Source organism: Actinomadura chokoriensis (assembly GCF_039529475.1).
GTDB lineage: Bacteria > Actinomycetota > Actinomycetes > Streptosporangiales > Streptosporangiaceae > Spirillospora > Spirillospora bangladeshensis.
Genome location: NZ_BAAAMW010000014.1, coordinates 64,237 through 83,913 on the forward strand (window position 1 = coordinate 64,237; position 19,677 = coordinate 83,913).

15 protein-coding genes and 2 pseudogenes are annotated in these 19,677 nt (G+C 71.7%); 7 read left to right on the top strand and 10 right to left on the bottom strand.

The genetic code is table 11. From position 1 onward, the window contains the following. Positions 1-30 precede the first annotated feature (30 nt). From ABFX46_RS27005 to ABFX46_RS43585, 4 genes and pseudogenes are all read left to right on the top strand, one after another. The gene (locus ABFX46_RS27005) at positions 31-627 is read left to right on the top strand and encodes a uridine kinase family protein (RefSeq protein WP_428831316.1); all 597 of its coding nucleotides are present in this window, start codon (positions 31-33) and stop codon (positions 625-627) included. Positions 628-1,111: 484 nt separating this feature from the next. Further along, on the top strand, positions 1,112-2,359 hold the full coding sequence (locus ABFX46_RS27010) for an HNH endonuclease signature motif containing protein (protein WP_346046303.1): 1,248 nt from the start codon (positions 1,112-1,114) through the stop codon (positions 2,357-2,359). A 40-nt stretch (positions 2,360-2,399) separates the two neighbouring features. Next, positions 2,400-3,215 carry a class I SAM-dependent methyltransferase gene (locus ABFX46_RS27015; RefSeq protein WP_346046304.1) on the top strand — a complete coding sequence of 272 codons (816 nt, stop codon included), beginning with the start codon at positions 2,400-2,402 and terminating at the stop codon, positions 3,213-3,215. A gap of 310 nt (positions 3,216-3,525) precedes the next feature. Further along, positions 3,526-3,651 (top strand): annotated as a pseudogene (locus ABFX46_RS43585) (transposase); the annotation flags it as partial. A gap of 75 nt (positions 3,652-3,726) precedes the next feature. On the opposite strand, the gene ABFX46_RS27025 reads toward ABFX46_RS43585, so the two are convergent. The 4 genes and pseudogenes from ABFX46_RS27025 to ABFX46_RS27040 all read right to left on the bottom strand — a co-directional run bounded on the left by ABFX46_RS27025 (position 3,727) and on the right by ABFX46_RS27040 (position 9,318). Next, entirely contained in the window at positions 3,727-4,845 is a 1,119-nt protein-coding gene (locus tag ABFX46_RS27025; RefSeq protein ID WP_346046305.1) for a ribonuclease H family protein, read from the bottom strand. A 258-nt stretch (positions 4,846-5,103) separates the two neighbouring features. Continuing rightward, a pseudogene (locus tag ABFX46_RS27030) lies at positions 5,104-5,315 on the bottom strand (IS5/IS1182 family transposase); the annotation flags it as partial. A 134-nt stretch (positions 5,316-5,449) separates the two neighbouring features. Beyond that, positions 5,450-7,282 carry a hydantoinase B/oxoprolinase family protein gene (locus tag ABFX46_RS27035; RefSeq protein ID WP_346046306.1) on the bottom strand — a complete coding sequence of 611 codons (1,833 nt, stop codon included), beginning with the start codon at positions 7,280-7,282 and terminating at the stop codon, positions 5,450-5,452. After that, on the bottom strand, positions 7,279-9,318 hold the full coding sequence (locus ABFX46_RS27040) for a hydantoinase/oxoprolinase family protein (protein ID WP_346046308.1): 2,040 nt from the start codon (positions 9,316-9,318) through the stop codon (positions 7,279-7,281). Before ABFX46_RS27040 ends, ABFX46_RS27035 begins: the two co-directional genes overlap by 4 nt. A gap of 146 nt (positions 9,319-9,464) precedes the next feature. On the opposite strand from ABFX46_RS27040, the gene ABFX46_RS27045 reads away from it, so the two are divergent. Together ABFX46_RS27045 and ABFX46_RS27050 are read left to right on the top strand one after the other, a co-directional pair. Continuing rightward, positions 9,465-9,839: an FKBP-type peptidyl-prolyl cis-trans isomerase gene (locus tag ABFX46_RS27045; protein ID WP_346046310.1), complete on the top strand. Its 375-nt coding sequence runs from the start codon at positions 9,465-9,467 to the stop codon at positions 9,837-9,839. Between the two features lie 142 nt (positions 9,840-9,981). Next, positions 9,982-10,605, top strand: a complete 624-nt coding sequence (locus ABFX46_RS27050; protein ID WP_346046312.1) for a Pr6Pr family membrane protein — start codon at positions 9,982-9,984, stop codon at positions 10,603-10,605. A 1-nt stretch (position 10,606) separates the two neighbouring features. Here ABFX46_RS27050 and ABFX46_RS27055 read toward each other — a convergent pair whose 3' ends face one another. Beyond that, positions 10,607-11,260, bottom strand: a complete 654-nt coding sequence (locus ABFX46_RS27055; RefSeq protein WP_346046314.1) for an SRPBCC family protein — start codon at positions 11,258-11,260, stop codon at positions 10,607-10,609. Between the two features lie 204 nt (positions 11,261-11,464). Between ABFX46_RS27055 and ABFX46_RS27060 the strand changes: the two genes are divergently transcribed. After that, entirely contained in the window at positions 11,465-12,307 is an 843-nt protein-coding gene (locus tag ABFX46_RS27060) for a polysaccharide deacetylase family protein (RefSeq protein WP_346046316.1), read from the top strand. A 146-nt stretch (positions 12,308-12,453) separates the two neighbouring features. Here the strand turns inward: ABFX46_RS27060 and cutA are convergent, their stop codons facing one another. From cutA to ABFX46_RS27085, 5 genes are all read right to left on the bottom strand, one after another. After that, complete coding sequence (gene cutA / locus ABFX46_RS27065; RefSeq protein ID WP_346046318.1) at positions 12,454-14,868, bottom strand: aerobic carbon-monoxide dehydrogenase large subunit; 2,415 nt, start codon at positions 14,866-14,868, stop codon at positions 12,454-12,456. Next, entirely contained in the window at positions 14,869-15,354 is a 486-nt protein-coding gene (locus ABFX46_RS27070) for a (2Fe-2S)-binding protein (RefSeq protein ID WP_346046320.1), read from the bottom strand. Then, a complete protein-coding gene (locus tag ABFX46_RS27075) occupies positions 15,354-16,217 on the bottom strand; it encodes an FAD binding domain-containing protein (protein WP_346046321.1) in 864 nt (287 codons plus the stop codon). Before ABFX46_RS27075 ends, ABFX46_RS27070 begins: the two co-directional genes overlap by 1 nt. Before the next feature lie 3 nt (positions 16,218-16,220). Beyond that, complete coding sequence (locus tag ABFX46_RS27080) at positions 16,221-17,696, bottom strand: uracil-xanthine permease family protein (protein WP_346046323.1); 1,476 nt, start codon at positions 17,694-17,696, stop codon at positions 16,221-16,223. Positions 17,697-17,835: 139 nt separating this feature from the next. Beyond that, complete coding sequence (locus tag ABFX46_RS27085; protein WP_346046324.1) at positions 17,836-19,581, bottom strand: PucR family transcriptional regulator; 1,746 nt, start codon at positions 19,579-19,581, stop codon at positions 17,836-17,838. Positions 19,582-19,677 lie beyond the last annotated feature (96 nt).

Consider the following 19,677-nt stretch of genomic DNA (forward strand, 5'->3'; position numbering starts at 1 on the left):
GTGCGGTTAGGGCGTGCGGCACCTGGAAGTATGCCGTTCGTGCCGGATTCCACCATGACCTACCCCGCGCTCGCGGCGCGGCTGCTCACTCTGCGGCCGTCCTGCGGGCCGGCGCGCCTGGTCGCGGTGGACGGTCCGAGCGGCGCGGGCAAGTCGACGTTCGCCGATCACCTGGCCGAGGTGCTGGTCGGTGCGCCCGTCATCCGGTCGGACGACTTCCGGGTTCCCTGGGATGCGGACCCGCTCACCTGGTGGGAGCCTCTGCGCAGGTCTGTTCTGAGCCCGCTCTGCGACGGACGGCCGGCCGTCCTGCGCCGCTATGACTGGCGCCATGACGCTTACGGGCCCGAGGAGGAGATTCCGCCGCCGCCCGTCCTCATCATCGAAGGCGTCGGCTCCGCTTGGGGCGGTTCGCCCGCGGCCTACCGCATATGGCTGGACGCCCCCTACGACCTGCGGCGTGCCCGAGCCTTGGACCGCGACGGCCCCGAGCATGCCGACGCCTGGGAGCGCTGGGCCGACCATGAGTCCGCTTTGTTCGCCGTGGACGGGACGCGGTTCCGCTGCGATCTCCACGTCGACGGAACCGCCTTCACGCCGTACCGCTTCACCCTTGCTGATCCATAACGGATACGGGTCTGGTGCTCGGGTTTGGCGTTCGGGTTTGGCGTTCGGGGCCTGACGTTCTGGGTTGGCGCTGGGGTTTGGCGCTGGGGTTTGGACTTGAGTTCGGCTTCGGAATTCGGAGTTCGGTCAATTGTGGTGGGGGCGGCGCTGCGTACGGGGCCGCCCCTCCAAAGTCAAGGGCGCTTCGCGTCGCTTCGCGATGGCCTTCGGCCACCCTTGACTTTGGAGCCTCTGCGGCCCCTGAGTGCAGCTTTTCGTCGGGCAGGCTCCGCCTGCCCTCTGCCCGACGCGCCGCCCCCACCCGTCCAAGAGAGCGTCAGGAGCCATCGCACCCTTGATATTCGCCGACGGATGCCTCCAGAGTCCAATCTGGGGAATACGGGAAATATGAGAGCTTTATGGTAACTGTCGCCGGGGCAATAATTCAGGGCTTGAATTTTGGGCGTTCGCTCGCACTGTGTGGGCGGTGAGGTACAATTCTTATATGGGTTCAGTTGCGGTCGATCTTGACGGGGCGTCCACCGTTGAATTGGTGAACGCCGTGTCCGCGATCGCCGCTGAACTCGCCCGTCGGGCCGCGCCCGAATCGGCGGCTGCGTGCATGGAGCTCGCCGAAACCCTCGCCGCCGCAGGCGATATGAGCGAAGCGGCCCTGTCCGGCTTGATCGATGTGGTCGACCGTCACAAGGAAGTCCAGCGGTGGGGCTTCCCGTCCACCAGGTCATGGTTGCGGTCGCGGCTGGGCATGCGCGAATCCCGCGCCAAGGAACGTCTGACCCTGGCGCGCCAACGGCACCGCCTCACCCAGGTCACCGGCCGCTGGTCCACCGGCGGTCTCTCCTTCGGCTACGCGTCCACCATCGCCGACGCCGTCGCTCGGCTCGACGCCGCCGACTGCCGGGAAGCGGAGCAGATTCTGCTCGAGATGGTCGACAAGGACTGCTCCGCCGGAAAGGTCGCCTCCTTCGGCAAGCGGATCCGTGACGTCATCGCCGAGCGCGACGGCAGCGAGCGCGCCGACGACGACACACGGCGCGGCTACGAGCGGTCCTGGATCGACTCCACCCGTTCCCTGGACGGGGGCCGCTACATCAAGGGCTGGCTGAACGCCGAGGACGCCGCCATCTGGGACGGCACCCTCGGGCCGCTGGCCAAGCCCGCAGGCGCCGACGACCACCGCGACCTGTCCGAACGCACGGCGGCCGCGCTCAGTTCCGTCCTCTCGGGCGGCCACGGAGCCACCAAGGTCACCGTCATCTGCGACCTCGACACCCTCACCGGTGGCCGGGCCCCCGCGCGCCTCACCGACGGCACCCCGATCCCCGCCGCGCAGGCCCGCCGCATCGCCCTCAACGCAGGTGTTTCGCCCCTGCTGCTGGGGCGCGGCCATACGCCCCTCTACCTCGGCCACAAGGTCCGGTTCGCCACCGGCCCCCAACGCCAAGTCCTGGAAACCCGCTACCCGACATGTGCGGTGCAGGGCTGCGAGGTCCCCGGGACGTTGTGCGAGGTCGACCACGTGGACGGCTGGGCACTCGGCCGCAGCCCCACCGACATCGACAAACTCTCGCTGTGCTGCGGCTGGCACAACCGCTACAAACACGCCAACCCGGATCGGCTCCGCATCACAACGGACGAAGAAGGCCGCTATATCTACCGCCTGCATCCGCCCGGGGCCGTCCAACCTGCGGAACCTGCCCACCACCCGCCACCGTGGCTCCAAGCCGCCTGAACATACACTCGCCCTACCCGGCGGGTTTACGCTCGCAGCCATGACTGGCGCAGACTACGTCGCGGTGAACAAGGCGCTCTGGGACGAACGAGTACCGATACACGTTGCCAGCGACTTCTACGACGTCGCCGGATTCAAGGCCGGGGGCCAGACCCTGCGTGACTTCGAGTTGGCCGAAGTCGGGGACGTCACCGGCCTCCACCTAGTCCACCTGCAGTGCCATTTCGGCCTCGACACACTCTCCTGGGCCCGCCGAGGCGCCCACGTCACCGGCTTGGACTTCTCCGAAAAGGCCATAGAGGCCGCCCGCGCGGTGGCGGACGAGACCGGATTGGAAGCCCGCTTCGTCGCCTCCGACGTCTACGAAGCGCCAACGGCCCTCGGCGACACCTACGACATCGTCTACACGGGCCTCGGCGCCCTGTGCTGGCTGCCCGACATCAACCGCTGGTCCCAGGTCGTCGCGTCCCTCCTGCGTCCGGGCGGGTTCGTCTACCTCGCGGAATTCCACCCCTTCGCCGACACTCTCGACGAGGACGAAGGCCGGACGGTCGCCTACGACTACTTCGCCGAAGGCCCCCAGATCTGGGACGAGCCCGACGCCGGCAGTTACGCCGACCCGCAGGCCTCCGTCCAGCACACCCGCTCGGTCGAGTTCGTCCACGGCCTGGGCGAAGTGGTAACGGCCCTGGCCAACTCGGGGCTGCGCATCGACTCCCTACACGAACACGACTACACCCTCTGGCAGCGGTACTCGACCCTGGAGCGGCACGGCACCGCCTACCGACTCCCCAACGGCCGCCCCCGCATCCCCCTGATGTACTCCCTCCGCGCCACCAAACCCGAAACCGCCTAAGCCAACCGCACTCCACCCAAAGGCTGTCCCGTAACATCGGCCGATCAAGATTGTTGATCTTGATGTGGAGCGGGTGATGAGTGCTGATCGGGACGAGTGCGTGCCGATGTTCACCACCCTGACGCTGTGGCAGTTCCGCCGCCTGGTAGGGATCGTTGCAGGTCGTGGCGGCGAGCAGACCGGTACTGAGCGGCGCTGGAGCCTGCCACTGGCCGACCGGTGGTCGCGGTGGGACGTCCGGTGCCGGGCGACCACAACGACCGCACGGCCTACCGCGACTCGGGCGCGAACCAGGCTTGCCGAGGTGCACATCGAGCACGTGTTCGCGCGCATGAAGTGGTGGAACATCCTGCGCAACCGCCGCCGCAAACGCGACGGCGTCCAGCACGCCACCCGCGGCATCGCCCTCATGCACAATCTTGCGCTGGCCAGCTGACCTGGCCCCAGAGGCGGCAGATCACCGTCAGCACACCCGGCCACTCTTCTCCACCATTACGGGACAGCGTTCAGGTCACGGATCACCGTTGACGACCTGACACAAGACCCATCGGCCTTCAAACCGAACGGCCGTCAGGAGGACCTCCCACCCACTCTCCGCCATTGCACACACGTCAGGCGGCAGCGGGACCGGGCCGATCGTGTGCTCATCCGTGTCCCGAAAAGTGATCGATGATGCCGTGACCTCGGTGATGGTCACGTAATCCTCGACGACCCGATCTTCCGGATCCAAGCTGAAAAGATCGAGATCCGGAAGATCGTCCTCGACACACCCACGGAGAGCGTTGACGAATCTCCGGACGGCGATGTAGTCGCCAATCCTCTCGGCAACATCGTCCGCGAGGGACGTCGCAGTCTCGGCATCGATCTGACCACTGTCCCGGAGGTGGCTCAGGAAATCCCGCATCACCCTCCCGGTGGTCTCCAACTCCTCCGGGTCCGCGAAGTTCTTGTGGACGACCACGTAGTAGAAGTCCGGAAGGTGATCGGCGATGTCGGCCGCGCGAACGGCACTCACCTTCTTGTCCGAGTACCAGCCGATGCTCCAGCGCAGTGTGTCGAGGACACTCTCGACCTCCTGGAACTCACGCCGCGAAAGGTGAGCGCGCTCGTCGGCAAGGAAACGCTTCAACGCGGTGTTGAGGGACGTCTTCCCAGACCGCCTCCTCCGTCCCTCCCCAATACGAGCCTCGGCCTTGACCAGCGACTCATAGGCAAGGTCGCCGACACGCTCGTACGGATGATCCGCATCCGGCTCCTCGAACTCGTCAAGGAAGTACTCGTCGTCCTCTTCCTCACCGACCAACTCGTTGAAATCGTCGACCCATTCGACCCGATGGGTCTCGACCATCGCCAGAAGCCGCCGGTACAGCTCCGCATCCGGGATATCCGACGGCACCGGCGCCCCATGCGCCGGCCTCGGCACCTCTGCACCCCCGCACCAGACCATGACCCGCACCGGCCGAGTCAAAGCCTCCAGCCCCTCGACAACCGCCGTTAACCCCATGAGCTCCGCAGTGGTCTCCACCCCGAAACCGCTGAGCTCCCTGGCATGTTCGCCGTACCTCAGCAAAACACCCCACCCGCCCGGCCCGGAGGCACTCTCCCCCATGACCCCCGCAATGAGCCGCACGATTCCGCTTCCCGCCCCCCGCCGCCCATCAACCACCCTGCACCCCTCCCACTACACCTCGCCGACACCGCCCACCATCATGGCGCCCCACCCCAACACCCGCCAGCAAAAGCAATAAACAGCTGCTCCCCCACTGCTACCACAACTGCTCCCACCAAATGGCCGAGGACGACAGTAAGCCTTTTCAGCCTGATCTGCCGTCGCGGAGCTACAGGGGCTTGACGGCCTTGGCATTCCGGGCACCGCGGCCGGGGGCAACAGCCTCCGCAGGATTCTCCATGATTTGAGCTGCGGATTTGCGCATTCGCCGGGCCCGCCAAACTCGGCGTATGCGCGGTTGGCGTCCCTTTGCGGCTCAGGCGGCCGCCAGATCGTGGACGGGGCCGCGCAGTAGCCTCGAAACCCACAGCAGGGCACCTTTCGGGGGCGGCAAGGACCTGGAGGTTCATGCCGCGACGGCGGTGTTGCCCGCGTAGCGACCCGGCCGATCGAGGCTGGGGGCGTTCGGACGCGGCCCCGGTCTCGGACGAGTCGGAATGGTGGGCGCGGTCGACGGTCGGCCCGCCCCGGGACTGGCTCGCGGCCGAGCTTGGTTGATGGGCGTCTACGGGGCTTTCGGGCTCCGTTCGATGGTGTCTACGTCGGCGGACGGGCGGCCGCCGGAGAGTTCCGGGTAGCCGGGGCCTCGGTCGAAGAAGGGAACGGGACCGCGCTCGGCGCGCAGGCGTGCGCGCAAGGTCGTCGTCGCCTCCTCGTCCACCGCGCCTTCTTCGAGGACTACGCCGTAGTCTTCGCGGGCGCCGTCCAGGGAGACCTTGCCGTCGCGGACGTCGGCGGCCACCCGGGACGGGTCGCGGTTCAGCGGGTCGCCCCAGCCGCCGCCGCCCGTGGTGCGGATGCGGATGGTCTGGCCGGCCTTGACCGGGTGGTCGTCCACCAGGCCGTCCATCTCATCGCCGTCGATGTCCACGCGGAACGGCCGCCCCGCACGGCCGCCGTTGACGCCCCAGCAGGACAGGATCGAGCGGTCGGCGATCGACATGTAGCGGGCGTCGCGGAGCATGCGGATGTGCTTGTCGTAGCCGAGGCCGCCGCGGTACTCCCCCGGGCCGCCGGAGTCCTCGGCGAGGCCGAGGCGCTCGACGATGAACGGCCAGCGGGCCTCCGCGAACTCGGCGGGGATGTTGCGGGAGTCGGGGACGACGTGGATGGTGTCCTCGCCGTCGGCGTAGTAGCGGCCGCCCGAGCCGCCGCCGAGGACCTCGCGCATCAGGTACGGGCCCCGGTCGTCCTCGCCGTAGACGCCGGTGTAGCGGATCGTCTCCTGGTCGGCGGGCATCCGGCCGTTCGTGGCCTTGGCCAGGACGCCCGCCAGGACGCCGAGGAGCCGCAGGATGACGAAGGTCCGGGCGTTGGTCGGGGCCGGGAAGACCGGGGTGAGCAGGGTGCCCTTCTCCGGGAAGCGCATCTCGATGAGGGGGACGACGCCCTCGTTCACGTCCAGTTCGGCGGCGCGTTCCGGGGTGTCGGCCAGGTTGCGCAGGACGGGTGCCAGCCACTTCTTCAGGAAGACGCCGCCCGAGTAGTCGCCCGCGTGGTTGATGGGGCCCTTGGCCTGGGGCGACGTGCCGGTGAAGTCGATGACGAGGGGGACGGCGGCCGCCTTGTCGACGGTGAGGGTGATGCGCTGGGCGTGCAGGCGGGGCGGGTCCACGCCGTCGTGCTCGGCGTAGTCCTCCCACACGAAGGTGCCGTCGGGGATCTTGGCGATCAGTTCGCGGCGGAACGTCTCGGTGGTGCGGTCGATGATCGCGTCGAAGCACGCCTCGACGTCCGCGCGGCCGTAGCGGGCGAACAGGTCGCCGAGGCGGCGGGCGCCCATCAGGCAGGCGGAGCACTCGGCGTCGAGGTCGCCGGCGAGGGAGTCGGGCATCCGGGAGTTGCGGGTCATGATCGTCAGCGCGGCCTCGTTCGGGACGCCCCGGTCCCAGAGTCTGATCGGGGGGACCATCAGGCCCTCCTCGAAGGCGCTGCGGGCGTGGCTCGGCATCGAGCCGGGGACGGCGCCGCCGATGTCGTCGTGGTGGCCGAACGCCTGGACGAACGCGACCACCTCGTCCTCGTGGAACACCGGGACGGTGACGCACAGGTCGGGGAGGTGCCCGATGCCGCCCTCCGACAGGTACACGTCGTTGTGGAAGAACACGTCGCCGGGACGCATCGTCTCCACGGGGAAGTCGCGTGCGACCGGCTGGACGAGCGCCGAGTAGGAGCGGCCGGTGAGCTTGCGGAGGCGGCGGTCGTGGATGCCGGCGCGGAAGTCGTGCGCGTCCCGGATCATCGGGGAGCGGGCAGTGCGGGCGATGGCCGTCTCGACCTCGCGCTCCACGGACGCGAGCGTCCCCTCGACGATCTCCAGCAGGATCGGGTCGATCACCGGGTCACCACCAGGTTTCCGTAGCCGTCGAGGGCGGCGGTGAAGCCGGGGTGGAGCGGGAGCGTCGAGCCGAACTCCTCGATGACCGCCGGGCCCTCGATAGTGTCGCCGGGGGCGAGCTTCTCGCGCCGGTAGATCGCCGTCTCCTCCCACGCGTCGAAGTAGACCGGGCGGGTGCCGGTCCGGGCGCGGGACGGGTCGCCGTCGCCCGGTGGACGTTCGGCCAGGCGCGGCCGGTCGATCGGGCCGATCCCCGAGACGCGCAGGTTCACCCATTCGACCGGATGGCGCGGATCGTCCCGGTAGCAGTAGCCGTAGAGGGCCTCGTGGGCGTCGTGGAACCGGCGGACGACCTCGGCGCGGAAGGCCCCGTCCGGCGGTCCGGCGGGCGCGGGCACCCGCACCTCGAACGCCTGGCCGTAGTAGCGCAGGTCGGCGGAGCGGGCGAAGCGGCGTCGATCGGCGGGGAAGCCCTCGCGGGCCAGGGCGCCGGCCGCCTCGGTCTCGAGGTCGGCGTAGACGGCGTCCAGGAGGGCGGGGTCCAGTTCGGCGTCGCGGACGACCCGCGTCCGGACGTAGTCGTTCTTCACGTCCACCGTGAGCAGGCCGAACGCCGAGAGGTTGCCGGGGTTCTCCGGGACGACGGCGGCGGGCAGCCCGAGGACGTCGAGCAGCCGGCACGCCAGCAGCGGCCCCGAGCCGCCGAACGCGACCAGCGGGTAGTCGCGGACGTCCAGGCCCCGCTTCACCGTGATCTGCCGGATCGCGTTGGCCTGGTTCCACGCGGAGATCTCCAGGATCCCGGCGGCGGCCCGTTCGAGCGGCAGGCCGAGGTCGCCGGCGAGGGCCGCGAGGCCGCGCCGGGCGGCGTCCACGTCCAGGGGGACTTCGCCGCCGAGCAGGTGCGGCGGGATCCGGCCGAGGACGGCGTGCGCGTCGGTCACCGTGGCCTCGGTGCCGCCGCGCCCGTAGCAGAGCGGGCCGGGGTCGGCGCCGGCGCTGCGCGGCCCGACCTTCAGCGCGCCCTCCGGCGACCGCCACGCGACCGAGCCGCCGCCCGCGCCGACCGTCACGATGTCGATCATCGGGATCTTGACGGGGTGGCGGCCGATCGAGCCCTCGGTCGTCAGGGTCGGCTCGCCGTCCAGGACGACCGCGACGTCCGTGGACGTCCCGCCGCCGTCGAGGGTGACGACCGAGCCGCGGCCGCTGTGCGCGACGACGAACGCGGCGCCGAGCGCGCCCGCCGCCGGGCCCGACAGGACGGTCGTGATCGGCTGCCGCGCGACCTCGTCCGCCGACAGGACGCCGCCGTTGCTCTTCATCACCAGCAGCGGGGCCGCGACCCGCTCGGCGATGCGCGCCAGGTAGCCGTTCATGGCGGGTTTCACGGCGGCGTCCACGAGCGTGGTCACCGACCGCTCGTACTCGCGGTACTCGCGCAGCACCTCGCAGGACAGCGACACGACGGCGTCCGGGTGCTCGCGGCGCAGCACCTCCCGCATCGCCAGCTCGTGCGACGGGTCGGCGTAGGAGTGCAGGAGGCACACCCCGATCGCGAGGACGCCCCGGTCGCGGAACCAGCGGGCCGCCGCGACCGCCGACTCCTCGTCGAACGGGCGGATCTCGGCGCCGGTGTGGTCGAGCCGCCCGCCGACCGCCCGCACCCGGTGCACGGGGACGATCCGGGGCGGCTTCACCCAGAAGTAGCTGTTGCCGTAGCCGTCCGGGACGCTCTGCCGCGCGATCTCCAGGATCGACTCGAAGCCCTCGGTCGTGACGAGGCCGAGGTCGTCGATCCGGTCTTCGAGGAGCCGGTTCGTCGCGACGGTCGTGCCGTGCGACAGCGCCGCGACGTCCTCCGGTCCGGCGCCGAGCAGGCCGAGGACCTTGCGGGCGCCGGTCGCGAAGCCCTCCGCCGGGTCGGCGGGGGTCGAGGGCGTCTTGGTGGTGACGAGCGCGCCGCGCTCGTCCAGCGCGACGACGTCGGTGAACGTCCCGCCCGTGTCGATCCCGATCCGCAGCCGCCTCGCCATACGCAAGGGTCTACCGGACGGCGGCCACCTGCGAAACCGTCGCAATCTGCCAACGGGCGGGTCGTTCTTTCGTGCAGGCGCGTGGGGCTAGGCTGGTCCCTTTCCCATCGCACGCCCCATCACGACGACATAGCTGGAGCCCTTCCATGGCGCTTGAACGCCCCGAGATCGACTTCCCCGAGGGACAGCCGCCGGAGTACCTCGACATCACCGACATCACCGAGGGCGACGGCCCCGAGGCCGCCAAGGGCTCGAACGTGTCGATGCACTACGTGGGCGTGTCGTGGTCCACCGGCGAGGAGTTCGACGCGTCCTGGAACCGCGGCTCCACGCTCGACTTCCAGCTCGGCGCCGGCCGCGTCATCAAGGGCTGGGACATGGGCATCGCCGGCATGAAGGTCGGCGGCCGCCGCAAGCTCGTCATCCCGCCGCACCTGGCCTACGGCGACCGCAGCCCGAGCCCGGCGATCAAGCCGGGCGAGACGCTCATCTTCGTCGTCGACCTCGTCGCGGTCGGCTGACCCGGCGGGCTCACCGAGCACAACGGCGGGCAATCCGGGGGTGAAAATCGGCCCGGATGCCCGCCGCAGCCGTGTCCGGGGCCGGTCCGTCCGGTAGTCAGGGCTTCATGATCGCTTCCCTGCCGGCCGGGCGGCGCGCGGCGTGAGCCGGGCCGGCGCCCCGAAGTCCGCGTGGCGGGCCGGCCTCGCGGTGTTCGCGCTGGCGGCCGTCGTCGCGGGGTACCGGGCCCGGCCGTCGCTCGGCGCCGTCGACTTCCTCAGCTACTTCACGACGCTGAGCAACCTCATCGGCGCCGCCGCGCTGCTCGCCGGCGCCGTCCCCGGCCTGCACGGGCGGCGCGCGGTCGACTGGCTGCGCGGCGCCGCCGCCCTCTACCTGGCGATCACCGGCACCGTGTACGCGCTGCTGATGGGCGGCGGGGTCGGCGGCTGGGCGGACTGGGCGCAGCACCGGATCATGCCCGTCGCCGTCCCGCTCGACTGGCTGCTGTTCGCGACCGCGCACCCGCTGCGCGTCTGGCGGACGCTGCTCGGCTGGCTCGCCTTCCCGCTCGCCTACCTCGGCTACACGATCGCGTACGGGAGCCTCACGTCCTGGTACCCGTACCCGTTCCTGGACGCGGCGCGGTACGGGTACGGCCTGTTCACCTCGTGCACGTCCCTCATCGCGGCGATGTCCGTGGCGCTCGCGGCGATGCTGATCGGCTGGGCCGACCTGTACCGGCGGCGCCGCCCGGCGGCGGTGGTGCTGGAGGCGCGGACGTGACTCAGCGCGGCCGGCGGGAGCGGCGGCCGAGCAGGTGGCCGAGGGCGACGCCGGCGAGCGCGACCGCGCCGCCGGAGGCGAACGCCGCCACCATCGGCCACGCCGCGGACGCCCGGGCCGGTGCCGCGGCGGCGGGTCCGGCCGACACCGCGCCGCCGCCCGCCCGCACGGCGGGTGCGGCCGCCGCGGGTTCCGCGGCCGGCGCCGGTCCGGCGGCGGGCGCGCACAGGTCGCGTTCGACGGCGGCGAAGAACTCGCCCGCGGTGCGCTTGGCGACGCTGCCGAGCATCCGCTGCCCGACCCCGCCGACCATGCCGCCGACGACCGCCTCCGCGTCGTAGTCGATGCGGGTCGCGCCGCCGCCGTCCGACAGCCGGACGCGGACGGTCGCGTCGACCGTGCCCGGCGCGCCCTGCCCGCGCGCCCTCAGCACGAACGAGCGCGGCGGGTCGGGCTCGGCGAGCTCCACCCGGCCCACATAGGTCCCCTGGATCGAGGCGACGCCCGCGGTGACCGTCATGCGGTACGTGCCCGGCCCCGTCTCCTCCAGGGAGCGGCATCCCGGGATCGTCCTGGCGAGGACGGCCGGGTCCTGGAGCGCGTCCCAGACGCGGTCGAGCGGCGCGGCGACGCCGGCACTGCCGTTCAGCTGCATGACCCGACTGTAGAGAACGCCGCCGCCGCGCCGAACGGCAACATCTGCCGAGTACACGCCGAGGATTGGGCAGATGCTCCCCGGAGACCCCGATGAAATGATCAGATATGTCCGGAGGTTCCGGTCGAGTGCGAACCCCGGCCCCGGCCGGTGCGTCAACCGATGCGGAACACGGAGACCCCCACCGAACGGAGTACGCGGCCGATGCGAGGGAAGACGCCCTGGATCGCCATGGTTGCCGCCGGCGTGTTCGGCGCGGCGGCGGGCGGCTGGCCCGTCGTGACGGCGCAGGCCGGCGATTCGGGCCCGTCCATGCGGACGCAGCTCGCCTCGGTGCTCGGCGACCAGAAGTGGGCGACGCCGAAGCCCGGCTCCTGGACGATGCCGAAGCCGGCCGCCAATGGCCTGCCCGCGGTCATCAGCCGCATCGAGACCCAGGACCGCGTCGTGTTCCTCACCATCGACGACGGCTACACCTACGACTCGGAGTTCGTGGACCTGGTCCGCAAGGAGAAGGTCCCGATCCTGACGTTCCTGACCTCGACCTACATCAAGGGCCAGGGGCAGTACTTCTGGGCGATGCGCAACGCGGGCTCGCCGATGGAGAACCACACCATCGACCACCCCAACATGGCGACGCTCCCCGCCGAGGCGCAGAAGAAGCAGATCTGCGGGGCCTCGGACGCCATCCAGACCCAGTACGGCCGCCGGCCCGAGATCTTCCGGCCGCCGTTCGGCAGCTACAACCAGACGACCCTGCAGGTCGCCAAGGAGTGCGGCATCAAGTCGGTGCTGCTGTGGTCGGCGGAGTTCTACAACGGCACGTCCGGGCCCGGCGTCGGCTACAACGGGTTCGCGCGCGGCGACGGCGGCAAGGGCTTCAAGCCCGGCGACATCATCCTGATGCACTACCGCAAGGGGCTCGCCGGGGAGCTGAAGATGATCCTCGGCTGGATCAGGCAGGCCGGGTTCCGGCCCGCGGCCGTGGAGAACTACCTGCCGAAGTCCCTCGGCGGCAACGCCCCCGACACCCCCTCCCACGGCTGATTCCCGACCTTCCCGGAGGAATCCCGGTTACGGCCAGGGCCAGGGCAGGGCTCGACTAGGGTCAACTCGCTGGCGGGGTTGAGGTCCCCCGCAACCCGAGCCGACCCCGCCAGCATCAGACCTCTCCGGCCCTCCGCCGGGCCGCCTCAGCCGGTGCGGGCGTCCTCCCGCACCCGCAGGGACGGGTCGCCCGCCGCCCGCTCCCGGAGCGTGTAGAGCGCGTCCGGGGAGAGCGGCATCGCGTCGACGCGGACGCCCTCCGCGTCCTCCACGGCCGACGCGATCACCGCCGACACCGGGATGACGCCCGCCTCCCCCGCGCCCTTGATGCCGAGCGGGTTCAGCGGCGACGGCGTCTCCAGGTGGTCGGTCTCGATGCGCGGGATCTCCGTCGCGTACGGCATGAGGAAGTCCATGAACGACGCGTTCAGCAACTGCCCCGACTCGTCGTAGACCATCCGCTCGTACAGGGCGCCGCCGACGCCCTGCGCGACGCCGCCGTGGATCTGCCCCTCCACGACCATCGGGTTGATGAGCCGCCCGCAGTCGTGGACGACGGCGTAGCGGAGGATCGCGATCTCGGCGGTGTCCGGGTCGACCTCGACGATCGCGGCGTGCGCGCCGGCGGCGAACGTCGACCGGACCGGCGAGTAGTAGTCGCGTCCCTCCAGGCCCGGCTCGTCGCCGGAGGCGACCGGCGGCTCGGTCACCGGCCCGCCCACCGCGAACTGCGTCGCCGCCGCGGCCTCCGCGTCGAACGCGTACCGCAGCGGGTTCGACAGGACCGCGACCGTCCGCAGCGGGACGGCCGCCGACCGGTCGCCGCGCACGTGGACGACGCCGTCGGTGATGTCCAGGTCGTCCGGGTCGGCCTCCAGGGCCTCCCCGGCGATGCGCAGCGCCTTGGCGCGGACCTTCCGGCTGGCGAGCGCGATCGCGTTGCCGCTCATCACGGCGGCGCGGGACGCGAACGTCCCGACCGCGTAGCCGAACCTGCGGGTGTCGCCGGTCGTGACGTGGACGTCCTCGATCGGGACGCCGAGCTCGGCGGCGGCGATCTGCGCGAACACCGTCTCGTGGCCCTGGCCCTGCGAGGTCAGCCCGGTCGACACGTGCACGCGCCCGGCGGTGTCGATCTCGACGTGCCCGCCCTCGTACGGGCCGACGCCCGTGCCCTCGACGTAGACGCCGAGGCCGATGCCGATGCGGCGGCCCCTGGACGCGGCGGCGGCGCGCTCGGCCTCGAACCCGTCCCAGCCGATCAGCTCCCTGGCCTTCCCGAGCAGCTCGGGGTAGTCGCCCGAGTCGTAGATGAGCGGGCGGCCGTCCTGGAACGTGAGGCCCTGGTCGTAGGGGAACTCGTCGGGCTGGATGAAGTTCGCGGCGCGGACGCCGGCGCGGTCGAGGCCGAGGTGGCGGGCGATGCGGTCCATCGTCCGCTCCATGCAGAACACGCCCTGCGGGCGGCCCGCGCCCCGGTACGGGGTGACGATGAGCGTGTTGGTGTAGAGGCTCGTCACCTCCGCCCGGTACGCGCCGATCTTGTACGGGCCGAGGAGCTGGGTGGACGTGACGATCGGGATGATGATCCCGTACGGGGTGTAGGCGCCGTGGTCGTGCCGGATCCGGACGTCGAGGCCGAGGACGCGGCCGTCGCCGTCGAACCCGACCCGGACGTCCTGGAGCTGGCCGCGCTCGTGGGCGGCGGACACGAAGTGCTCGCGGCGGTCCTCGGTCCACTTGATCTCGCGGTCCAGCAGCCGCGCCGCCCACGGGACGAGGATCTCCTCCGGCCACGGGTGGACGATCTTCACGCCGAACCCGCCGCCGACGTCCGGCGCGATCACCTCGACCTTGCCGTTCGGCAGCCCGAGCCGCGCGGCGATCGCGGCGCGCACGCTGGTGGACGCCTGCGTCGAGGAGTACACGCGCAGCGACCCGTCGTCGGCGTCCCAGCGGGCGTAGACGCCGCGGCCCTCCAGCGGCATGGACGCGCTGCGCTCGATGGACAGGCCGAACTCCAGCACGTGCGGCGCCGCCTCGATCGCGGCGCGCGCGTCCCCGTTCTCCTGGACGAGGACGGCCCCGACGTTGCCGGGCACGTCGCCGTGGACGAGGTGGTCCGCGCGCGCCGCCGCCTCGATGCCGACGACGGCGGGCAGCGGCTCGTACTCGACGCGGATGCGCTCGGCGGCGTCCTCGGCGAGGTAGCGGTCGCGGGCGACGACCATCGCGACGGGCTCGCCGACGTGCCGGACGACGTCGCGGGCCAGCGGGTACCCGGTGCGGCCGTGCGTCAGCGCGGGGTGCGGGATGAGCAGCGGCAGCGGCTCCCCGATCCGGCCGGGGAGGTCCTCGTGGGTGTAGATGGCGACGAGGCCGTCCACGTCGAGCGCCCCGGACACGTCGATGTCGGCGATCCGGGCGTGCGCGTGCGGGGACCGGACGAACGCGGCCGCGAGCGCGTTCTGCCCGAGGTCGTCGAGGTAGCGGCCGCGGCCGGTGATGAGCCGCTCGTCCTCCCGCCGCTCGACCCGTTCACCGAACACGCGCGTGCCCATCTACGACTCCTCGGCGAGCAGGTCGGCGGCGCGGTGCACCGATGTGACGATGTTCTGGTAGCCGGTGCAGCGGCACAGGTTCCCGGAGATGCCCTCCAGGACCTGGTCCTCGGTCGGGTGCGGCGTCTCGCGCAGCAGGGCCGTGACCGTGCAGAGGAAACCGGGCGTGCAGAACCCGCATTGCAGGCCGTGGCATTCGCGGAAGGCGCGCTGCACCGGCGACGGCGTGCCGTCCTCGGCGGCGAGCCCCTCGACGGTGGTGACCTCGCGCCCGGCGGCGGTGACGGCGAACATCAGGCACGAGCGCACCGGCTCCCCGTCCAGCAGGACGGTGCAGCAGCCGCAGACGCCGTGCTCGCAGCCGACGTGCGTGCCGGTGAGCCCGAGGTCGTGCCGGAGCAGGTCCGACAGCAGCCGCCTGGCCGGGACGCGGGCGGTGCGGTGCGTCCCGTTGACGGTCAGCGCGACCTCGAAGCCCTCCTCCATCAGTCCTCCGCCTTCCGCAGCGCCTCGGCCGCCGCCGTGCGCAGCGCGCGCTCGGTGAGCACGCCGGTCAGGTGCCGCCGGTACGCGACGCCGGCGTGGATGTCGGGTTCGGGGTCGATCCGGTCGCGGACGTGCGCGGCGGCGGCCGCCCAGTCGCCGTTCGGGCCGGCGGCGCCGGAGAGGTCGAGGACGAGCGGGGTCGCGGCGATGCCCAGGTACCCGGCGCGGGCCGCCGCCACCCGCAGGTCCTCGTCGAGGGTGACGACGGCGGCGACCCCGGCGAGCGCGTAGTCGCCGTGCCGCCGGGCCGTCTCGGTGAACGCGGTGCCGGTGCGCGGCGGCGCCGCCGGGAAGAACGCGGACACGGCCAGCTCGCCGGGCGCCAGCGCCGACTCCAGGGGGCCGGTGAAGAACGCGGCGGCCGGGATCGTGCGGCGCCCCGCCGCCGACGCGGCCTCGACCGTCCCGCCGAGGACGGCGAGCACGGCGGGCAGCTCGGCGGCGGGGTCGGCGTGCGCGAGGCTGCCGACGACCGTCCCCCGGTTCCGGATGACGGGGTGCGCGACGTGCCGCAGCGCCCGCCCGAGCAGCGGCTGGACGGCCGCCGCCTCCGCCGACCGCTCGACCCGCGCGTGCCGGGCGAGCGCGCCGACCCGCACGCCCTCGTCCCCGACGTGGAGGGTGTCCAGTTCGCCGATCCGGTTGATGTCGACCAGGTCGGACGGCGCGGCGAGCCGCATGTTCAGCAGCGGGATGAGGCTCTGCCCGCCCGCGAGGACCTTGCCGCCCGGCGCGGCGGCGAGCGCGTCGAGCGCCTCGCCGACCGTGCCGGGGGCGTGGTAGCCGAACGGAGGCGGCTTCACGCGTCAGCCCGCATCCGTGTTCGGGGCCGTGCCGGGGGCCGCGTTCGGGGCCGGGCGGACCGGCCCGCCGATCTCCTCCTCGGCCGGGGCGATGACGCCGCCGCCGTAGTCCTCCGGTCTGCGCATCACGTTCAGGACGTGGTAGCCGAGCAGGACGGCGATGGTGCCGAGCGCGATGCCCTGCAGCGGGAAGTCGTCGGTGATCTGGAGCGTCACGTTCCCGATCGCCAGGATGATCGCGGCGGCGACCGGGACGAGGTTGACCGGATCGGCGAAGTCGACCCGGTTCTCGATCCAGATCTTCGCGCCGAGCAGCCCGATCATCCCGTAGAGGACGACGGTGATACCGCCGAGCACGCCGCCCGGCGTCGCGGCGACGAGCGCGCCGAACTTCGGGCACAGCCCGAACAGGATCGCCACGACCGCGGCGACGTAGTAGGCGGCGGTGGAGTAGATCCGGGTGGCGGCCATGACGCCGATGTTCTCGGCGTAGGTGGTGGTCGGCGAGCCGCCGACCGCGCTGGCGAGGGTGGTGCCGATGCCGTCGGCGGTGATCGCGCGGCCGAGGACGGGGTTCAGGTCCTCCCCGGTCATCGCCGAGACGGCCTTGACGTGCCCGGTGTTCTCCGCGATCAGCGCGATGACCGCGGGCAGCGCCAGCAGGATCGCCGAGGTCTTGAAGTCGGGCCCGTGCAGGCTGGGGAACCCGAACCAGTCGGCGGCCTTCACGCCCGCGAAGTCGACCCGGTCGTGCGGGAACGCGGTGGCGACGCAGTAGGCGCCCTCCGCCGCGCAGGACTTGCCCGCGCCGTCCAGCAGGTTCTGGCCGGGGAGGACTGACGTGATCCGGCCGGCGGTGTTGTCGAGAATCCACGAAAGGACGAAGCCGAAGACCAGCGCCAGCAGGATCGTGATGCGCGCCCAGAACCCGCGCAGCAGCACCGCGCAGAGCACGGCGAAGCCGAGCGTGGCGAGCGCGACCCACTGGTCCTGCGGCCAGTAGACGGTCGCGACGACGGGCGCGAGGTTGAACCCGATGAGCATGACCACCGCGCCGGTCACCACGGGCGGGAACACCCGGTGGATGACCTCGGCGCCGGCGAAGTGGATGAGCACGCCGATCAGCGCGAGCACGGCGCCGGACACGAGGATCGCGCCGGTCACGGTCGCGCTGTCGCCGCCCGCCGCGCGGATCGCCGCGACCGCGCCGACGAAGGAGGCGCTGGTGCCCAGGTAGCTCGGCACCCGGCCGCCGACGATCAGCAGGAACAGGATCGTCGCGACCCCGGACATCATGATCGCGAGGTTCGGGTCCAGGCCCATGACGATCGGGAACACGAACGTCGCGCCGAACATCGCCACCACGTGCTGGGCGCCGATCCCGGCGGTGCGCGGCCACGACAGCCGCTCGTCCGGGCGGACGACCTCCCCTGGCGGCGGCGTCCGTCCGTCACCGTGCAGCTTCCAGCCGATCGCCATAGGGGTTCCTCCTGCTCAGCCGACCGCGTTCATGCGGGCAAGGTAGATCTACCCTGGCAGGCGGGCATCGGCGACATCTGCCAAACCCCCGCCGCGCCGATTGGGAGCACCGGCCGGTGTGACCCATCGTGCACTACGCTCAGATACCGCGCATGCGCAGTACGTGAAGGGCGAGGGTGAGGTTGAGCCGGAGATGCGCGTCCTCGGTGAAGGCGCCGAGCATCCGCTCCAGCTTCCCGATGCGGTAGCGGAGCGTGTTGTAGTGGAAGTGGAGCCGGCGGGCCGTCTCGGCGACGTTGAGGTTGGTCTCCAGCAGCACCTGCAGCGTGCGGCGCAGGTCGACCAGCTCCGGCTCGTCGTCGGCGGCGAGGTCGCCGAGCGTCTCCCGGACGAACGCGTGCAGCTCCCCCGGATCCGACACCAGGCTGAGCAGCCGGTACACGCCGAGCTGGTCGAAGTGGGCGCGCGCGCCGGCGCCGTTGAGCTGGCGGCCGACCCGGACGGCCTTCACCGCCTGCTCGTACGCCTCGGGCAGCGCCGCGGGGGACGCCACCGTCCGGCTGACGCCGGTGGAGAACGTCCGCCGCACCGGCAGGTGCTCGGCGAAGATCGACGACGCCTCCTTCATCATCGCCTGCACCGGCCCGGCCGCCCACTCGGCGGGGTCGTCGCCGTCGGCGCCGACGACCGCGACGACCTCGTGCGCGAAGCTCGCGACCGCCGCGCCCCGGTCGTGCCGGCGGACGGCCGTCGTCCACGCCGCGGCGAGCCGCTCCTGCGCGGTCCTCTCCTCCGCGCCGCGGCCCCGCCCGTCGGGGTCGGCGGCCTTCGCGCGGCCCTTGCCGTCGGGGTCGGCGCCGCGCTGGCGGCCGTCCAGCTCGGCGACGACCACCATCATCGGGCGGTCCAGGTCCCAGCCGAACCCGCCGCAGTGCGCGACGACGCGGTCGTCGCCGCCGGCGCGCCCCGCGAGGATGTCGCGCAGGAAGTCGGCGCGGTACTTGCTCTCCACCGCCGCGACCGCCTGCTGCTTGGTCACCACGAGCGCGGCGACGGTCGCGGCGCGCTCCAGGATGCCGAGGTCGGTGCCGCGCAGCGTGCCCGCGGGGCTGAACGCGACGATCCGGCCGTGGTCGAATCCGCCCGCCATCACCGGCACGACCAGGTGGTCGCCGGTGCCGTGCGCGCCGATGATGCCGCAGCCGCCGCGCCCGCAGGCCGCGTGCCGGCCCGCGTCGAACGCGCGCATCGCCTGGACGTGCTCGTCGGGCCCGGCGCCGGCGAGCACGCGCTGCTCGCCGTCCAGCACCACGACCGCGACGTCCAGCAGGGTCGCGACCTCGTCCACGACCTCCTGGAGGCCGCCGCCGCACAGCACGATCTGCACGAGCGCCCGGTGCACCTCCTCGGTGCGGGCGAGGACGGCCGCCTGCCGGTTCAGGATGTCGGTGAGGACCTGGTTCAGGATGTCGTCGAAGCCGACGTCGTTCGGGAGCAGGATCAGGGGGAAGCCGCGCCGGTCCGCCTGCGCGATCATCTCGGCGGGCAGGACGTCCAGGTAGCGGCCGAGCTTGATGGCGAGCGCCGCGAGGCCGCGCTCGTCGAGGTCGGCGACCAGGTTGTCGAGGGACTGGGGGGTGTTGCGCAGGGGGTAGCCGGTGGTGAGGAGCAGCTCGTTCGGTTTGACCCACGACAGGATGTCGGGGACCTCCATCACGTTGAGCCGCTGGACGACGCGCTCGAGTCCGGCGCGGCCGGCGATGAGGCGGGCGCCGTTCAGGGTGCTGACGCCGAGGACCTCGCCCACCGACAGGCCGTAGGTCAGTGTTCCGGTACTCGCGAGCCGGAGGGCCGGTGGGCCCGGGTCCGCAGTGGTGTAGCTCATGCCAGGGGTCACCTCGCTTTTGGTGCGTACATCGTCCGTGACGATGTGATCGCTACCGGTTCCTGATCAAAAATGACAACAAAGACGAACGATGAC

Excerpts from the sequence above, each read along its gene's own strand:
- ABFX46_RS27005 (WP_428831316.1), top strand. The coding sequence starts at position 31 with ATGCCGTTCGTGCCGGATTCCACCATGACCTACCCCGCGCTCGCGGCG.
- ABFX46_RS27010 (WP_346046303.1), top strand. The coding sequence starts at position 1,112 with ATGGGTTCAGTTGCGGTCGATCTTGACGGGGCGTCCACCGTTGAATTG.
- ABFX46_RS27015 (WP_346046304.1), top strand. The coding sequence starts at position 2,400 with ATGACTGGCGCAGACTACGTCGCGGTGAACAAGGCGCTCTGGGACGAA.
- ABFX46_RS27040 (WP_346046308.1), bottom strand. The coding sequence starts at position 9,318 with ATGGCGAGGCGGCTGCGGATCGGGATCGACACGGGCGGGACGTTCACC.
- ABFX46_RS27045 (WP_346046310.1), top strand. The coding sequence starts at position 9,465 with ATGGCGCTTGAACGCCCCGAGATCGACTTCCCCGAGGGACAGCCGCCG.
- ABFX46_RS27055 (WP_346046314.1), bottom strand. The coding sequence starts at position 11,260 with ATGCAGCTGAACGGCAGTGCCGGCGTCGCCGCGCCGCTCGACCGCGTC.
- ABFX46_RS27060 (WP_346046316.1), top strand. The coding sequence starts at position 11,465 with ATGCGAGGGAAGACGCCCTGGATCGCCATGGTTGCCGCCGGCGTGTTC.
- cutA (WP_346046318.1), bottom strand. The coding sequence starts at position 14,868 with ATGGGCACGCGCGTGTTCGGTGAACGGGTCGAGCGGCGGGAGGACGAG.
- ABFX46_RS27070 (WP_346046320.1), bottom strand. The coding sequence starts at position 15,354 with ATGGAGGAGGGCTTCGAGGTCGCGCTGACCGTCAACGGGACGCACCGC.
- ABFX46_RS27080 (WP_346046323.1), bottom strand. The coding sequence starts at position 17,696 with ATGGCGATCGGCTGGAAGCTGCACGGTGACGGACGGACGCCGCCGCCA.
- ABFX46_RS27085 (WP_346046324.1), bottom strand. The coding sequence starts at position 19,581 with ATGAGCTACACCACTGCGGACCCGGGCCCACCGGCCCTCCGGCTCGCG.